Genomic DNA, 14,044 nt, shown 5'->3' with positions numbered 1-14,044 from the left:
GCTGTGGATCCTCACGCTTGGCTGAGCTCAACCCTCAGTGCCGTCGCCAACGGCCATCAGCAGGGTAAGGTCGTTGAACTGCTTCCATGGAACTTCGCTGCAGAGGTGTGACCGGCACACCGCTTACTCCGAAACCATTCGTGAAATCGGATTTGAGCCATCCACTCTTTACGTCCAACTTCTTCAAGAAATTGGGAATGGAGGCTTCGGCCCAGGGTATGGGTTGCTGGGACTCGTGGGGGGCGCAACGGATGACATGGGAGAAACCGCAGTCGGGCTGTACAAAATTTTTGCCCAATCTTATCCGAAACATCCGACTTGGAACTGGCCGCATGGTTTGCTCCCAGTATGCCATTGGGGAGGCGCCATTTACTCTTGCATTGACTGTACGAGCGAAGAGGCGGTGGTCATGACGTGGGACCCAAACCAATGGGAGGATGGCACTTCGCCAACACTTGCCATTCGCTCTACAGAAATGCCCCTAGCAGCGTGGCTTCAGGATTGGGCGGATGGTGTAAACCTCTGGGGAAAAATGTTCCCATCGTCCTAAAACTATAGATTAACTATTTACAAGTCTAGATATACTTTAAATAACGATAAAATCTTGCTTGTATCATAGCGCTTTTCGTGGTTCTTAATGCTCAAAACCCGTTGATTAAATGCTTGAAGTCTAGCTTTCTGTGTTGAATCAACATGATCAATAGGCTTTCAGCCTAACTCCGCCATCGCAATAGCTCGTCGGCGATCGCTACGTCCTACCCAGGAGACCCAAAAGACGGCCTAGAGATACGGCCGTCTTTTGAAGTCGTTGCAGTAGCAGCGTTTCCTTAGCGCTCGCGGGATTCGGAAACCACCCGAAGTGTCCTGCAAATGAGCTTCCTGCAAAGCTCACCATCCGCAAAAGCTAGTCGATTCACAGTTAAACCTAGCCTTAAACGCTCTTTATGCGCCTTGAGAAAGTAGAGCTCGCGTCTTTTTGTTTCAAGGGAAAAGGTTGCCTTGGACCGAGAATGGGCCGAGCGTCGCCCCCCACCCCCAATCCCCTCCCCACGAGGGGGAGGGGGGCTGAGAGGCTGTGCGGGGGACGGGATCAGAAATCCGCCTGGATGATGACGTCGCTTTTCTGTCCGACGAGCCAGATACCGTCTTCGATGGCCTGGCCGACGAGGGCCTTGTTCTCGCCGCTCTCGGAGAAGCCGAAGAGGACTTCCTTGCGGGTGGTGCCGCCATCCATGCGGGAAAGCCAGCCGGCGAGGCCGGCGGCGTCGGGCGCGCGGTTCAGCACGTTCTGGTACAGGAGGCTGATGAACTGCGTGTTGTTCACATTCTCGCCATAGGTGTTGCGGAACTCCTGGCTGGCGATGAAGGCATTGGCCATGTCGAAGATCGACAGGCCCTGGTCCATCAGCTTGACGTTGTGAGCAAGACCCGCGTCGTCGGGCGTCCGCTTGAAGGCGGCCTGATACAGCCGATAGGTCTGGCCGGCAGCGCCATCGAGGTCGAGGGCGATGGTGCCGTCGTTGAGCGTGATCCGCTCGATGTCCTGCAGCGTGTCGGTGCCTTCGATCTTGGTGGTGATCGTGAAGATGCCACCGCCCTTGTTGTCGACGACAACATTGCCCCGGTTGCTGGCATAGAGCGCCGTGTCAAAGCCGCTGCCGCCGTTGAGCCAGTCGTTGCCGCCGGCACCATTCAGAGTATCATTCCCGCCGAGGCCGAACTGGTAATCATCCTTGTCCGTGCCGATAAAGGATTCGGCTCCGTCCGTACCCCGCTGAACGGCACCATTGTTGCCATAGCCGGTGCTGGCCGCGCCCATGATCTTGCCAACGCCATTGAGTTCGAAATCGGCGATCTTCTCGAAAGCCGTGGCTCCGGACTTGAGCTGGTAAACGTCATTGCCGGCATAGGCGAACAGCGTCTCTCCGTCGCTGTCCAGGCCCCAGATGTCCTTGATGTTGGTGCGCAGCTTCAGCGTGGCGGCACCATTGGCCGGATTGATGACATAGATGTCGTCGTTGTCGGCCGACATCAGCAGCTCGCCCTTGTGGAAGGCGAGGTCACCGGCGGCATTCTTGCTCTTGCCGATCAGTACCCGGTCACCGATGCGATCCAGGTTGAACCGATAGAGCGTCTCCATGACGGTGGAGGCCGCATAGGCAACGCCCAGCGGATCAATCACCAACGCATTTGCCCCCGGTACATTATGGAGCTTCATGCGGAAGGTGGAGGCATCCGTGGTGTCGATGCGGTAGAGCGAGAAAATGTCTATCCCGTACAGGGTCCCGTCCGGGCCGACCGCAAGATCGGTCATTGCCGTAGACAACTGGCCGATTCTCACTGGAGCATTGGCGCCAGATTCATGGCGCCAGAGGATTTTGTTCGAGTCCGAAAAATAGACTGTGGGCATTGGTTTTAAACTTCTGAGCGGAATTTCCCTACCGCTTGTGTCGATGCCCCGACAGGAAATTCAGTACAGGCCCCGTCGCCGGGTGTCAAACGGCGACGGGGCCGGAGATCTCCGCTCAGGCGGCCATCCGGCGCCAGACCGAATAGTGCGACATGCTGACGACTGCATTGATCGACGCCATGTAGGCGGCAAAACCGGGATCTTCCATGACCTTGGCGGCTGCGGCCTTGGCGCTGTCCAGATCCGCCCAGACCACGAAGTCGCAGAACAGGCCAGTCTCCTCGACGCCTTCCAGCGCCGTCCAGGAGACAAAGCCCGGATAGCTGCGCACGAGATCCTGGGCAGCGGTTCGTGCAAGCCGGGCGGTGGCGACGTCAGCCACCTTGAAGACGACCAGTTCGATGGATGTATCGGACATGTTGTAGCTCCTGTCTGGATGGGGACGGCCCGCCTGGGCCGCCCTGTCGTGATCGAGCCCCGGCATCGGCGCCGGAGTGAGGAACCCTCTAGCAGGGGGCTCCTGACACCCTTCCGTCAGCAGCGCTGAGTGCCATGCGACAATCGGCGAGCGCATTCGTCATTGTCAGGACCGGCTGGCGCATGTAACCGGAAGGAAAGGGGTGGCTCGAAGGACAGGAATCCTTGCGAAGGGACGGACGGACGGCTCGCAACGCAGACAAGACGACAGGCGGAGACGCCGCGGCAGAGGGGACAGCCGCCGGCAAAGCGCATTTGCGCCTGCTGGCTGACGTCGTTGCCGGCGAAAAGGCGCGCATTGCCCGCGCCGGCCGGATCGCCGCGCTGGCAGATCTTCTCTGGATCACCCAAGCCTATCTGCTTGCGCTGGCCATTGCCGGTCTGGCGACTGGAGACATGCAGGCGATGGCGGGCGCATCCGCGCAAAGCCTGTTCGCGCTGCCGGCGGTGGCGGCGAGCCTGATTGCGCTGATCGCGATCCTGCGCCTGATGCTGACGCTGCTGGCGAGCCGTCTGGCGACGGCGGCGGCCGAGCGCGTGAAGACGGACCTGCGCGACAGGCTGCTCCGCGTGCTGGCCGCTGCGGCGCCCTCGGCGGCACTGCCGGGCGCTGGTGCGGTCGCGGCGGCCATTGCCGATCAGGTGGAAGCCATTGGGCCCTATGTGCGCCGGTTCCTGCCGCTGCGCCCGCGCTTGACGCTGGTGCCGCTTGGCATCCTGCTGGCAGCCTTCATCGCCAACTGGATGGTTGCGGTCATTCTGCTTGTGGCCGGGCCGCTGATCCCCGTGTTCATGGCGCTGATCGGCATGCGCGCAAAGGCGGCAGCCGACGGGCAGCACGGGGAACTGGCCCGGATGAGCGCTTTCCTCCTCGACCGGTTGCGCGGGCTCGACACGCTGCGGCTGATCGGGGCGCTGGAGCGCACGGACAAGGCTGTGGCCGAGGCCGGGGACCGGTTTCGCGTGGCGACGATGAAGGTGCTGAAGATCGCCTTCCTGTCCTCGACGGTGCTGGAACTTTTCAGCGCGCTGGGCATTGCCTTTGTCGCGGTCTATGTCGGCTTCTCGCTGCTGGGGCAGGTGAGCGGCGGCACCTGGGGCACGCCGATGGACCTTTTCACCGGGCTGTTCGTGCTGCTGCTGGCGCCGGAGTTCTTCTCGCCCTTGCGCGCCTTTGCCGCTGCCTATCACGACAAGGCCAATGCGGAGGCTGCAGCAAAGGTGCTGCTGGAGCTGCCGCTGGCCGCAAGCGCAACGCCGGTTGCGGCGGTGACAGCGGCGGCGTCACTGCCGACGGCGTCACCAGCGCTCACCTTCCGCGATCTGACGCTTTGCCCCGGCGGGCGCGCGGTCATCAGCCGGTTGAACCTCGAGCTGCCAGCCGGCCACAGACTGCTGGTCGCCGGGCCGAGCGGGGCGGGAAAGTCGACGCTGATCGATGCGCTGACCGGGCTGCGGCCGGTTGATGGCGGGGCGATCCTGATCGATGGCCGCGATCTTGCCGAACTGAACCTTCCCCAATGGCGCAGCCGCCTTGCCTTCCTGTCGCAGGAGCCGCGCCTGTTCTTCGGTTCGGTCCGCTCCAATCTGGCACGGGCTGAGCGGGATGCGAGCGAGGCCGAGATGTGGGCCGCGCTGGAGCTGGCCGGCGCGCGCGCGCTGGTCGAGCAGATGCCGATGGGGCTGGCGACGCGGCTGGGCGAGGATGGATTTGGCCTGTCCGTCGGCGAAGCCCGGCGCATTGCGCTGGCCCGCGCGGCGCTGAGGCGCGAGCCCCTGCTGCTGATCGCCGATGAACCGACAGCGGGCCTCGATGACGAGACGGCGGCTGTGGTGATCGCCGGGCTGGAACGGCTGTCGGCCGGGCGCACCAGCATCATCGCCAGCCACGACCCGAATGTGCTGGCGCTGAGCGGGCTGCGGCTGGACATCGCGCAGCAGCCGCAGCGCGAGACGGAGGGCGTCGCATGAGCCCGCTGCGCGCTCTCATCCGCCGCCAGTTCGCCGAACAGCGGGGAGCCTTTGTGCTGGGGCTGGCGATTGCGCTGGTTCCGGCGATCACGGGCCTGTTGCTCTTGGGCGTCGCCGGATGGTTCATCACCGCGTCGGCTGTCGCGGGGGCGGCCGGGCTCCTGATCAATTATTTCACGCCGAGCGCGCTGATCCGGGGGCTGGCAATTGGCCGCACGGCCGGGCGCTATGGCGAGCGCATGCTGACCCATGACGCGACCTTCCGCTTCCTGGCGCGGCTGCGCGGGGCCGTGTTCGCCGGCTTCGCCGCGAGCCGTCCGGCAACGGCGGGGCAAAGCCGCAGCGGCCTGCGCCTGGCGCGGCTGACGCTGGACATCGATCAGCTCGACCGGGCCTATCTGCGGCTGGTGGTGCCTGCCTTCGTGACGGGCGTCGTGACGCTGCTGGCCGGTGTCGCGGCGGTGCTGATTGCGCCGCTTGCGCTGGTGCCGCTGGCGTCGGGACTGCTGCTGGTGGCTGTGGCCGCTGGTCTGCTGTCGCAGCGCAAGCTGGCGCAGGCGGCGCGGCGGATGGAGGCGGCGGAAGAGGCGATGCGGATGCGCAGCGCCGATTTTGTCGCCGGGCGTCGGGATCTGGCGATCTATGGCGGGCTGGACGAGGCCGTCGACGGCATCCGGCAGGCCGGCTTGCGGCGGTCTGAGGCCGAACGGCCGCTGGAGCGCAGCGCGAGCCTTGCCGAGGCCCTGGTGATGAGCACAGGCCAGCTGCTGGTGGCGTTCGGGCTGGTGCTGCTGGCGCCTCAAGTCTCCGGAGGGACCTTGTCGGCCGCGCTGGTGACGGGGCTGCTGCTGGTCGGTCTCGGCCTGACGGAGACGCTCGCGAGCCTCTTGCCGGGTCTTGCCGGCTGGACGCGGACGCAGCGGGCAGCCGCGCGGGTGATGCCGCTTGCGGAAAAGGGGGGCGAAGCCGGGGCAGGGGCCTCCGGTTCGCACGGCGCACCAATCCCTGGCGAGCCTTTGCCCGAGGCACCGGCGCTGGAACTGAGCGGGGTGACGTTTGCCTACCCCGGCGCGCAGCGGGCCGTGCTTCAAGGCTTCGATCTCACGCTGGCGCGCGGCGAGACGGTGTGCCTCGTTGGCCCCAGCGGCTGCGGCAAGTCGACGGTGCTGGCGCTGGCGGCGCGGCTGGTGCGGCCGGATGCGGGAACGATCCGGCTCGGCGGGTGCGATCTGTCCGGGATCCCGGAAGCGGTGCTGCGGCAGCGGCTTGCGGTGATTTCGCAGAAGCCGGTGCTGTTTAACGACGCGATTGCCGCCAACCTGCGCCTGGCTGTGCCGGAGGCAAGCCCGGAGGCGATGTGGGCGGCGCTGGAGGCGGTTGGGCTGGCCGACACGATTGCCGCGCGGCCCGAGGGACTGGGCAGCCTGCTCGGCGAAGGCGGGGTCGGGCTCTCCGGCGGCGAGGCCCGGCGGCTGACGCTGGCGCGGGCGCTGCTGACGCGGCCTGACGTGGTGCTGCTGGACGAGGTGACCGAGGGGCTCGACGATGCGACAGCCGCCGGTGTGCTCTCCGCTCTTGCCGTGTTCCGCGATGCGGGCGCGAGCCTGTTGCTGATCTCTCACCGCGCCCGGGAACTGGCCATTGCGGACCGGATCGTGCGGCTGGCAGAGCCTGCGACAGCATGACGCCTGTGCGTTGCTGCCGCGCGGGCATCGGTCGCGCATTCTGTTTGGAAACAGAATAAAAACTTTCAGGAAACGATAGTAAGCTCCAGTCATCCGCATGGGGTCAAAGGCGGACGGCGCGGGCAGGTGTGACTGTCCGCGAGCCAGGCTCTCACGGCAGGAGATTTGCCATGGAACTCAACGTAGTGGATCTATCGCGACTGCAGTTCGCGATGACCGCGCTGTATCATTTTCTTTTTGTCCCTCTGACCCTCGGTCTTTCGGTTCTGCTCGCAGTCATGGAAACGGTCTATGTGATGACCGGCCGTGAAGTGTGGAAGCGCATGGTCAAGTTCTGGGGCGTGCTGTTCGGCATCAATTTCGTGCTGGGCGTGTCGACCGGCCTGACCATGGAATTCCAGTTCGGCATGAACTGGAGCTATTTCAGCCAGTATGTCGGCGACGTCTTCGGTGCGCCGCTGGCCATCGAGGGGTTGATGGCCTTCTTCATGGAGGCGACCTTCGTCGGCCTGTTCTTCTTCGGCTGGGACCGGATGAGCGCCCGTGCGCATCTGATGGCGACCTGGGCCGTGGCGATCGCGACGAACTTCTCCGCGCTGTGGATCCTCATCGCCAATGGCTGGATGCAGCATCCCATCGGGGCCGAGTTCAACATCGACACCATGCGCATGGAAGTGACGAGCTTCTTTGACGTGCTGTTCAATCCGGTGGCGCAGGCCAAGTTCGTGCACACCGTCTCGGCCGGCTATGTCACCGCCTCGATGTTCGTGCTCGGCATTTCGGCCTGGTACATGCTGAAAGGCCGTCATCTCGACATCGCCCGCCGCTCCATGGCAGTGGCTGCCGCCTTCGGCTTTGCCTCGGCTCTTTCCGTCGTCGTGCTCGGCGATGAAAGCGGCTATGAGGCCAACCTGAACCAGAAGATGAAACTCGCCACCATCGAGGCGATGTGGGAGACCGAGCCGGCTCCTGCCGCCTTCAATATTGTCGCGATCCCCGATCAGGTGAAGCGCGAGAACCTGTTTGCGATTGAAGTGCCCTATGTCATGGGCCTGATCGCCACCCGCTCGCTCGACACGGTGATCCCGGGCATCAAGGAACTGGTGGAGCAGTCGAAGGAGCGCATCCGCTCCGGCGCAATTGCGTGGCAGACGCTGCAGGACATTCGCGGCGGTGAGGATACGCCGGAGAAGCGGGCGCTGTTCAAGGCGCATGCCGCCGATCTAGGCTATGGCTACCTGCTGCTGCCTTATTCGGCAAAACCGACGGAAGCGACGGAAGCGCAGATCGACGAGGCGGCCTGGTCGACCGTGCCGGAAGTTTGGCCGATGTTCTATGCCTTCCGCATCATGGTGGCCTGCGGCTTCTTCTTCATCCTGCTGACGGGGGTATTCTTCTACCTCACCTCCGCCGGCAAGCTGGAACAGGTGCGGCAGAAGCAGCGCTGGCTTCTGCATATTGCAGTCTGGTCGATCCCGCTGCCGTGGCTTGCCTGCGAGATGGGCTGGTTCGTGGCCGAATATGGCCGCCAGCCCTGGATCATCGAAAGCATGCTGCCGACCTCGGCGGCGGTGTCGAACCTCACCGTTACGGAAGTTCTCCTGACCATGGCCGGCTTCATCGCGCTCTACAGCACGCTCCTGGTCATCGAGGTGAAGCTGATGCTCAAGGCCATCGTCAAGGGGCCGGAAGAACAGCCGCAGCCCGAGCCGGGCCTTGCCCAGCGTCCTTTCGCCATCGCTGCGGAGTAAAGCCATGATCCTCCATGAACTCATCGACTATTCGATCCTGAAGATGATCTGGTGGGCGCTCCTTGGCGTGCTGCTGATCGGCTTTGCCGTCACCGACGGCTTTGACATGGGCGTCGGCTCGCTGCTGCCCATTGTCGGTCGCACTGACACCGAACGGCGGGTGGCGATTGCCTCCGTTGCCCCGACCTGGGAAGGCAACCAGGTCTGGCTGATCCTCGGCGGCGGCGCGATCTTCGCCGCCTGGCCGGCGCTCTATGCGGTCAGCTTCTCCGGCTTCTATCTGGCGATGTTCGTGGCGCTCGCCGCGCTCATCCTGCGGCCGGTCGCCTTCAAGTACCGCGACAAGAACCCGGACCCGACCTGGCGCAACCGCTGGGACTGGGCGCTGTTCACCGGTTCCTTTGTCCCGGCGCTGGTGTTCGGCGTTGCCGTCGGCAACACCCTGACCGGTGTTCCCTTCACGCTGAACCGTGACCTGCGCATTGCCTATGAAGGCTCGTTCTTCGAGCTGTTCACGCCCTTTGCCCTGCTCTGCGGGCTCTTGTCGGTGGCGATGCTGGTGATGCATGGCGGCGCGTGGCTGGCTCTGCGTACGGAAGGCATCGTGGCAACGCGCGGCCGGCGCTACGGCTCGTTTGCCGCCATTGCGGTCATCGGGTTGTTCGCGCTGGGCGGCCTCGCCCTGTGGTCCGGCTTTGTTGAAGGCTATCGCATCACCTCGGTGATCGATCCGGAGATGCAGGCCAATCCGCTGGCCAAGACGACGGTGAAGGAAGCCGGGTCCTGGCTGATCAACTACAGCGCCCATCCCCTGCTGCTGGTGTTCCCGGCGCTGGGGTTCATCGGTGCGCTGGGGGCCTTGATCGGGCTCAACACGCGGATGGAAGCGCTGACGTTCCTTGCCTCGAAACTCTCCGTGGTCGGCATCATCTCGACCGTCGGCGTGTCGATGTTCCCCATCATCCTGCCAAGCTCGATCCAGCCGGAAGCGAGCCTGACGGTGTGGGACTCGCCGTCGAGCCACTCGACCCTGTTCAACATGCTGGTGGTGACGGTGATCTTCCTGCCGCTGATCCTGGCCTACACCGCCTATGTCTACAAGGTGCTGTGGGGCAAGGTCAGCGAAGAGAGCGTCAACCGCGACGGCTCGCATTACTGAGGAGACAAGACAATGTGGTATTTCGCCTGGATCCTCGGCATGCCGCTGGCCTGCTGCCTCGCCATTCTCAACGCCATGTGGTTGGAGATGCGCGAGGACGACGCCAAGCTGAAGCAGCGCTGAGGCAAGTGTTGATTGATGAACACAAAGCCCCGGACGGCAAGCCGTCCGGGGCTTTGTATCTTATAGCGGCCGGACCTGGGCCGGGCGACCGACAGATCAGCCGAGGCTGATCGACTTTTCCCGAACGCGGGCAGTGGCCTTGGCAACGCTGTCCGTGGAGGCTGCAATGTCGCGGATGGACGAACTGATCATCTGGACGGCACCTGACGCTGTTTGCATGTTGCCGGAGATCTCGCGGGTGACTGCAGACTGCTGCTCTACGGATGAGGCAATCGTGGACGAGATTTCGCGAATTGTCTCGATTGTACCAAGGATCGAGCCAATGGCAGCGCCTGCCGTGTCTGCGGAGGACTGAACCGATGCGATCTGGGCAGCAATGTCCTCGGTTGCCTTCGCAGTCTGGGAGGCGAGGCTCTTGACCTCGGCGGCCACGACCGCAAAGCCCTTGCCTGCGTCCCCGGCACGCGCCGCCTCGATTGTCGCATTCAGTGCAAGCAGGTTCGTCTGATTTGCAATTGTCTCGATCAGTTCAAGGACTTCCCCGATTTTCTGCGAATTGGCAGCAAGCCCCGCGACGATGGATCGGGATTGAGCCGCCTCCGCAGCGGCTTGCGATGAAACACTGCTGGCCTGATTTACCTGGCGACTGATCTCGGAAATCGACGCGACCAGTTCCTCAGCTGCTGCGGCGACAGTCTGCACATTGTCGCTGGTGTTATCCGAGGCGGCCTTGACTTCGTTCACGCGAACGGTCGTTTCTTCCAGCCTTTCGGCAACATCAAGCAACTCGTTGTTGAGCTTCTCGCCCTCCAGCCGGCGGACAATCTGGCTGGTCTGATCCGATGCGATCTTGATGATCTTGATCGCTTTCCCCTTCAGATCGAATACCGGATTGTAGGTCGCGACGATGTAGACGCTGTTGCCACTGCGCCCGATGCGTCTGAATTCGCCAGACTTGAACTGCCCGCTGCCCAGTTCGGCCCAGAACCGCCGATAGCTATCGGAATTCTGGTCCGCAGGATCGACAAACATCCGGTGATGCTTACCGACAATATCGGATAGCTGGTAGCCGAGGGCGGTGAGAAAATTCTGGTTGGCGGTGATAATCGTACCGTCGGGCTCGAATTCGATGACTGCGCCTGAGCGATTGATGGCGTCGATCTTGGCGGCGTCGTTGATCGCCCGCAGCTTGGCCTCAGTGATGTCACTTGCGACCTTGATGACGCTTTCGACCTTGCCATCCTTGCCAAGAACCGGGTTATAGGATGCCTGAATCCAGACTTCCTGCCCGCTCTTGGTGCGGCGCAAGAATTCCTGCGAAACGTGCTTACCTTCGGTAAGACTGACCCAGAATTTCCGATAATCGGCGGTGCGGGCCTCGTCCGGATCAACGAATATACCGTGATGGCGCCCAACAATTTCAGCTAGACTGTACCCCATCAAGCGTAAGAAATTTTCATTTGCCGCGATGATTGTGCCGTCGGGTCTAAACTCGATGACAGCTTGCGATCTGCAAATTGCTTCTAGCTTGGGGTTGCCCGGGTTCTTCTTGAAGAACATCCATGTCTCCGTGGGTCAGCGTCGGCCATGCGTCGCGACGTTGCGGAATTTATTGATCCAAGTGAATTAAAAATGGGTTCTGCAATAGGCGGGATTCAGCCGGTATTCGACCCAATCGCTGCATATGTTCAAAAAAAAGCAAAAAAGCTCGGAGAAGTCGCAAGAGACTTTCAGTCCACCAGCCGGCTCATCAGCAGCTTGTCGATGCGGCGGCCGTCGAGGTCGACGACTTCGATGCGCCAGCCGCGATAATCGAACACCTCGCCGACGACCGGCAGGTGGTTCAGTTCGCTGAGAACCAGTCCTGCGACCGTTTCGAAGTCGGGATCCTTGTCGACCGGCAGGCCGAGCTTGTCGGCGGCTTCGTCAACCTGCATCCAGCCGGCGACCAGCCACGATCCGTCGGCGCGTTGGACGAACAGCGGTTCGTCGTTGCTGTCCTCGTCCTGGAACACGCCGGTGATGGTCTCCAGGATATCGCCGGAGGAAATGATGCCTTCGAAGTGGCCATATTCGTCAAACACCAGTGCCATGTGCAGCGTGGCGGCGCGCAGGGCCTTGAGCACGTCCAGGGCACGGGCACTGTCGATGACGACCGGGGCCGGGCGGACGAGGGCGCGGAGGTCCGGCTCGTTGCTTTCGGCATAGGCCTCGATGACATCGCGCACGCGCAAGGCACCGATGATGTCGTCCGCCTCGCCATCCTGAACCGGCAGGCGGGTGCGCCGGGTTTCCCGGATCTGGGCGCGTAGGACATCATGGGGATCGGACAGGTCGATGATCTCGACCTCGCGGCGCGGGGTCATCAGCGCGCGCGCCGTGCGGTCGGCAAAGCGCATGACGCCGGAGATCATGTCACGCTCCGCGCTTTCCAGCACGCCGGCGCTTTCGGCCTCGGCGATGATGGTCTTGACCTCTTCCTCGGTGACCTTTTCCTCGCTGGCCCCGCTCTGGCCGAGGAGCGACAGGACGGCCTTGCCGGATATATCGAGCAGGAACACCAGCGGCGCGGCGATGCGCGAGATCAGCAGCATCAGGGGGGCAACACGCGCCGCGACGCCCTCCGGATTGCGCAGGGCCACCTGTTTGGGCACCAGCTCGCCGATGATCAGCGACAGATAGGTGATGGCAACGACGACGACGCCGACGCCGAACCCGTCCGCCAGCGGCTCGCTCACCCCTTGCGTGAGCAGGAAGGCTGACAGGCGCTCGCCGAGCGTCGCGCCGGAGAAGGCGCCGGACAGGACGCCGACCAGGGTGATGCCGATCTGCACCGAGGACAGGAACCGGCCAGGATCCTCCTGCAGCCGCAGGGCCGTTGCCGCCCCGCGCGATCCTGCCTCAGCCGCGACCCTCAGGCGCGCCGGACGGGAGGAGACGACCGCCAGTTCCGACATGGCCAGAAGGCCGTTGAGCAGGGTGAGGAGAACGACAATCAGAAGTTCGAGGGCCATGGTGTCCAGAGGGCTGCGGCAGGGATCTGCCTTCGCCGCCTGTGATAGCGGCAATGGCGGTCCGAGTCATCCCAGCGTGCTCCGGCCTGCGTGCTCCGGCGGCCTAGAGCAGGTGGGCGGGCAAGCCGCTGGTGGCGCGGAAGGATTTGAAGGCGCTGAGGGCGCGCATGGAGCGGCCGTTGTCGATGGCGGCAAGGTCCAGGATCACCGCATTGACATGGTGAGGCTGGGGCTGGGCTCGATGCGCAGGCCGAGGAGACCGGTGAACGTGAGGATGCGTGCGCCGCGTGCGGCCGCCAGGCGGCTGAGGTCATCGATCAGGGCGAGGCGCGTCCGTTTGTCCGGATGGCGCGGGTCCACCCGGACGAAGGCAGACGAGCGGCCGGGGGCGGCCTCTCGCGCTTTTGTGCAAGGGCGTCAGCCTTCCCGGTAGTAGTAGCTGTAGCCGTTGATTGCCGGCGCGCCGCCGAGATGGGCGTAGAGGACGCGGGCACCGTCCGGGAAGACGCCCTTGCGGATGAGGTCGATCATCCCTTGCATCGATTTGCCCTCGTAGACCGGATCGGTGATCATCGCCTCGGTGCGGGCGGCCAGGCGGATGGCTTCGTTCGTCTCGTCCGAGGGAACGCCATAAGCGGGGTAGGCGTAGTCGTTGTAGATGACGATTTCGTCCTCGCGGATTTCGCGCCCCAGTTCAACCAGTGCGGCAGATGCATCGACGATCTGCCGGACCTGCGCGCGGGTCTGGTCGGGTGTGCCAGAGGCGTCGATGCCGATCACCCGGTCTGCCCGATCCTGTGCGGCGAAGCCGACGATCATGCCGGCCTGCGTCGAGCCCGTCACCACGCAGACGACGATGTAATCGAACTGGAAGCCGAGCGCCTTTTCCTGCTCTGCAACCTCTTCGGCAAAACCGATGTAGCCGAGTGCACCGAACTTGTGGACGCTGGCGCCGGCCGGGATGGCATAGGGAATGCCGCCGGCATCGCGGACGGACTGGATCGCGTTTTCCCAGCTCTGGCGGATGCCGATGTCAAACCCGTCCTCCACCAGCCGGGAATCTGCGCCCATCAGCCGCGTCATCAGGATATTGCCGACCCTGTCATAGACGGCGTCATAGTGCGGCACCCATTTTTCCTGAACGACGACGCACTTCATGCCGATCTTTGCCGCGGTGGCGGCGACCATGCGCGTATGGTTTGACTGGACGCCGCCGATGGACACCAGCGTGTCGGCGCCGGAGGTAATGGCGTCCGGCACGATGTACTCCAGCTTGCGCAGCTTGTTGCCGCCCATGGCCAGGCCCGAGTTGCAGTCCTCGCGCTTGGCATAGATCTGCACCTTGCCGCCGAGCGCATCGGTCAGGCGCGGCAGATGCTCGATCGGGGTCGGACCGAAGGTCAGCGGGTAGCGGTCGAATTTTTCAAGCAGTGACATGGATCAGTCTCCGTGGT

The 14,044-nt window shown here is 63.4% G+C and carries 11 protein-coding genes; 6 read left to right on the top strand and 5 right to left on the bottom strand.

Features of this window, described 5'->3' with window-relative positions; all coding sequences use genetic code 11:
- Positions 1–3 precede the first annotated feature (3 nt).
- Entirely contained in the window at positions 4–111 is a 108-nt protein-coding gene (locus C8348_RS22635) for a hypothetical protein (protein ID WP_482811895.1), read from the top strand.
- Between the two features lie 979 nt (positions 112–1,090).
- Here the strand turns inward: C8348_RS22635 and C8348_RS18980 are convergent.
- Both C8348_RS18980 and C8348_RS18975 read right to left on the bottom strand, forming a co-directional pair.
- Entirely contained in the window at positions 1,091–2,314 is a 1,224-nt protein-coding gene (locus C8348_RS18980; protein WP_198647142.1) for a DUF4214 domain-containing protein, read from the bottom strand.
- A gap of 211 nt (positions 2,315–2,525) precedes the next feature.
- Complete coding sequence (locus C8348_RS18975) at positions 2,526–2,828, bottom strand: hypothetical protein (RefSeq protein ID WP_106754874.1); 303 nt, start codon at positions 2,826–2,828, stop codon at positions 2,526–2,528.
- Positions 2,829–3,052: 224 nt separating this feature from the next.
- Between C8348_RS18975 and cydD the strand changes: the two genes are divergently transcribed.
- From cydD to cydX, 5 genes are all read left to right on the top strand, one after another.
- On the top strand, positions 3,053–4,858 hold the full coding sequence (gene cydD, locus C8348_RS18970; protein WP_106754873.1) for a thiol reductant ABC exporter subunit CydD: 1,806 nt from the start codon (positions 3,053–3,055) through the stop codon (positions 4,856–4,858).
- The gene (cydC, locus tag C8348_RS18965) at positions 4,855–6,543 is read left to right on the top strand and encodes a thiol reductant ABC exporter subunit CydC (protein ID WP_106754872.1); all 1,689 of its coding nucleotides are present in this window, start codon (positions 4,855–4,857) and stop codon (positions 6,541–6,543) included. Before cydD ends, cydC begins: the two co-directional genes overlap by 4 nt.
- A 170-nt stretch (positions 6,544–6,713) precedes the next feature.
- A complete protein-coding gene (locus tag C8348_RS18960) occupies positions 6,714–8,294 on the top strand; it encodes a cytochrome ubiquinol oxidase subunit I (RefSeq protein ID WP_106754871.1) in 1,581 nt (526 codons plus the stop codon).
- Between the two features lie 4 nt (positions 8,295–8,298).
- The gene (cydB, locus tag C8348_RS18955; protein ID WP_106754870.1) at positions 8,299–9,453 is read left to right on the top strand and encodes a cytochrome d ubiquinol oxidase subunit II; all 1,155 of its coding nucleotides are present in this window, start codon (positions 8,299–8,301) and stop codon (positions 9,451–9,453) included.
- 12 nt (positions 9,454–9,465) lie between these two features.
- Positions 9,466–9,576, top strand: coding sequence for a cytochrome bd-I oxidase subunit CydX (cydX, locus tag C8348_RS18950; RefSeq protein ID WP_106754869.1), 111 nt, complete (start codon positions 9,466–9,468; stop codon positions 9,574–9,576).
- Between the two features lie 96 nt (positions 9,577–9,672).
- Here cydX and C8348_RS18945 read toward each other — a convergent pair whose 3' ends face one another.
- From C8348_RS18945 to C8348_RS18935, 3 genes are all read right to left on the bottom strand, one after another.
- On the bottom strand, positions 9,673–11,136 hold the full coding sequence (locus C8348_RS18945) for a methyl-accepting chemotaxis protein (RefSeq protein WP_106754868.1): 1,464 nt from the start codon (positions 11,134–11,136) through the stop codon (positions 9,673–9,675).
- Between the two features lie 170 nt (positions 11,137–11,306).
- Positions 11,307–12,590 (bottom strand): hemolysin family protein, encoded by a 1,284-nt coding sequence (locus C8348_RS18940; protein WP_106754867.1) that lies wholly within the window; start codon positions 12,588–12,590, stop codon positions 11,307–11,309.
- 417 nt (positions 12,591–13,007) lie between these two features.
- Entirely contained in the window at positions 13,008–14,027 is a 1,020-nt protein-coding gene (locus C8348_RS18935) for a 1-aminocyclopropane-1-carboxylate deaminase (RefSeq protein ID WP_106754866.1), read from the bottom strand.
- Positions 14,028–14,044 lie beyond the last annotated feature (17 nt).

The organism is Pannonibacter carbonis, assembly GCF_003012935.1.
Lineage (GTDB): Bacteria > Pseudomonadota > Alphaproteobacteria > Rhizobiales > Stappiaceae > Pannonibacter > Pannonibacter carbonis.
This window is presented reverse-complemented; position numbering and strand designations above follow the sequence as displayed.

Excerpts from the sequence above, each read along its gene's own strand:
- C8348_RS18980 (WP_198647142.1), bottom strand. The coding sequence starts at position 2,314 with ATGACCGATCTTGCGGTCGGCCCGGACGGGACCCTGTACGGGATAGAC.
- C8348_RS18975 (WP_106754874.1), bottom strand. The coding sequence starts at position 2,828 with ATGTCCGATACATCCATCGAACTGGTCGTCTTCAAGGTGGCTGACGTC.
- cydC (WP_106754872.1), top strand. The coding sequence starts at position 4,855 with ATGAGCCCGCTGCGCGCTCTCATCCGCCGCCAGTTCGCCGAACAGCGG.
- C8348_RS18960 (WP_106754871.1), top strand. The coding sequence starts at position 6,714 with ATGGAACTCAACGTAGTGGATCTATCGCGACTGCAGTTCGCGATGACC.
- cydB (WP_106754870.1), top strand. The coding sequence starts at position 8,299 with ATGATCCTCCATGAACTCATCGACTATTCGATCCTGAAGATGATCTGG.
- cydX (WP_106754869.1), top strand. The coding sequence starts at position 9,466 with ATGTGGTATTTCGCCTGGATCCTCGGCATGCCGCTGGCCTGCTGCCTC.
- C8348_RS18945 (WP_106754868.1), bottom strand. The coding sequence starts at position 11,136 with ATGTTCTTCAAGAAGAACCCGGGCAACCCCAAGCTAGAAGCAATTTGC.
- C8348_RS18940 (WP_106754867.1), bottom strand. The coding sequence starts at position 12,590 with ATGGCCCTCGAACTTCTGATTGTCGTTCTCCTCACCCTGCTCAACGGC.
- C8348_RS18935 (WP_106754866.1), bottom strand. The coding sequence starts at position 14,027 with ATGTCACTGCTTGAAAAATTCGACCGCTACCCGCTGACCTTCGGTCCG.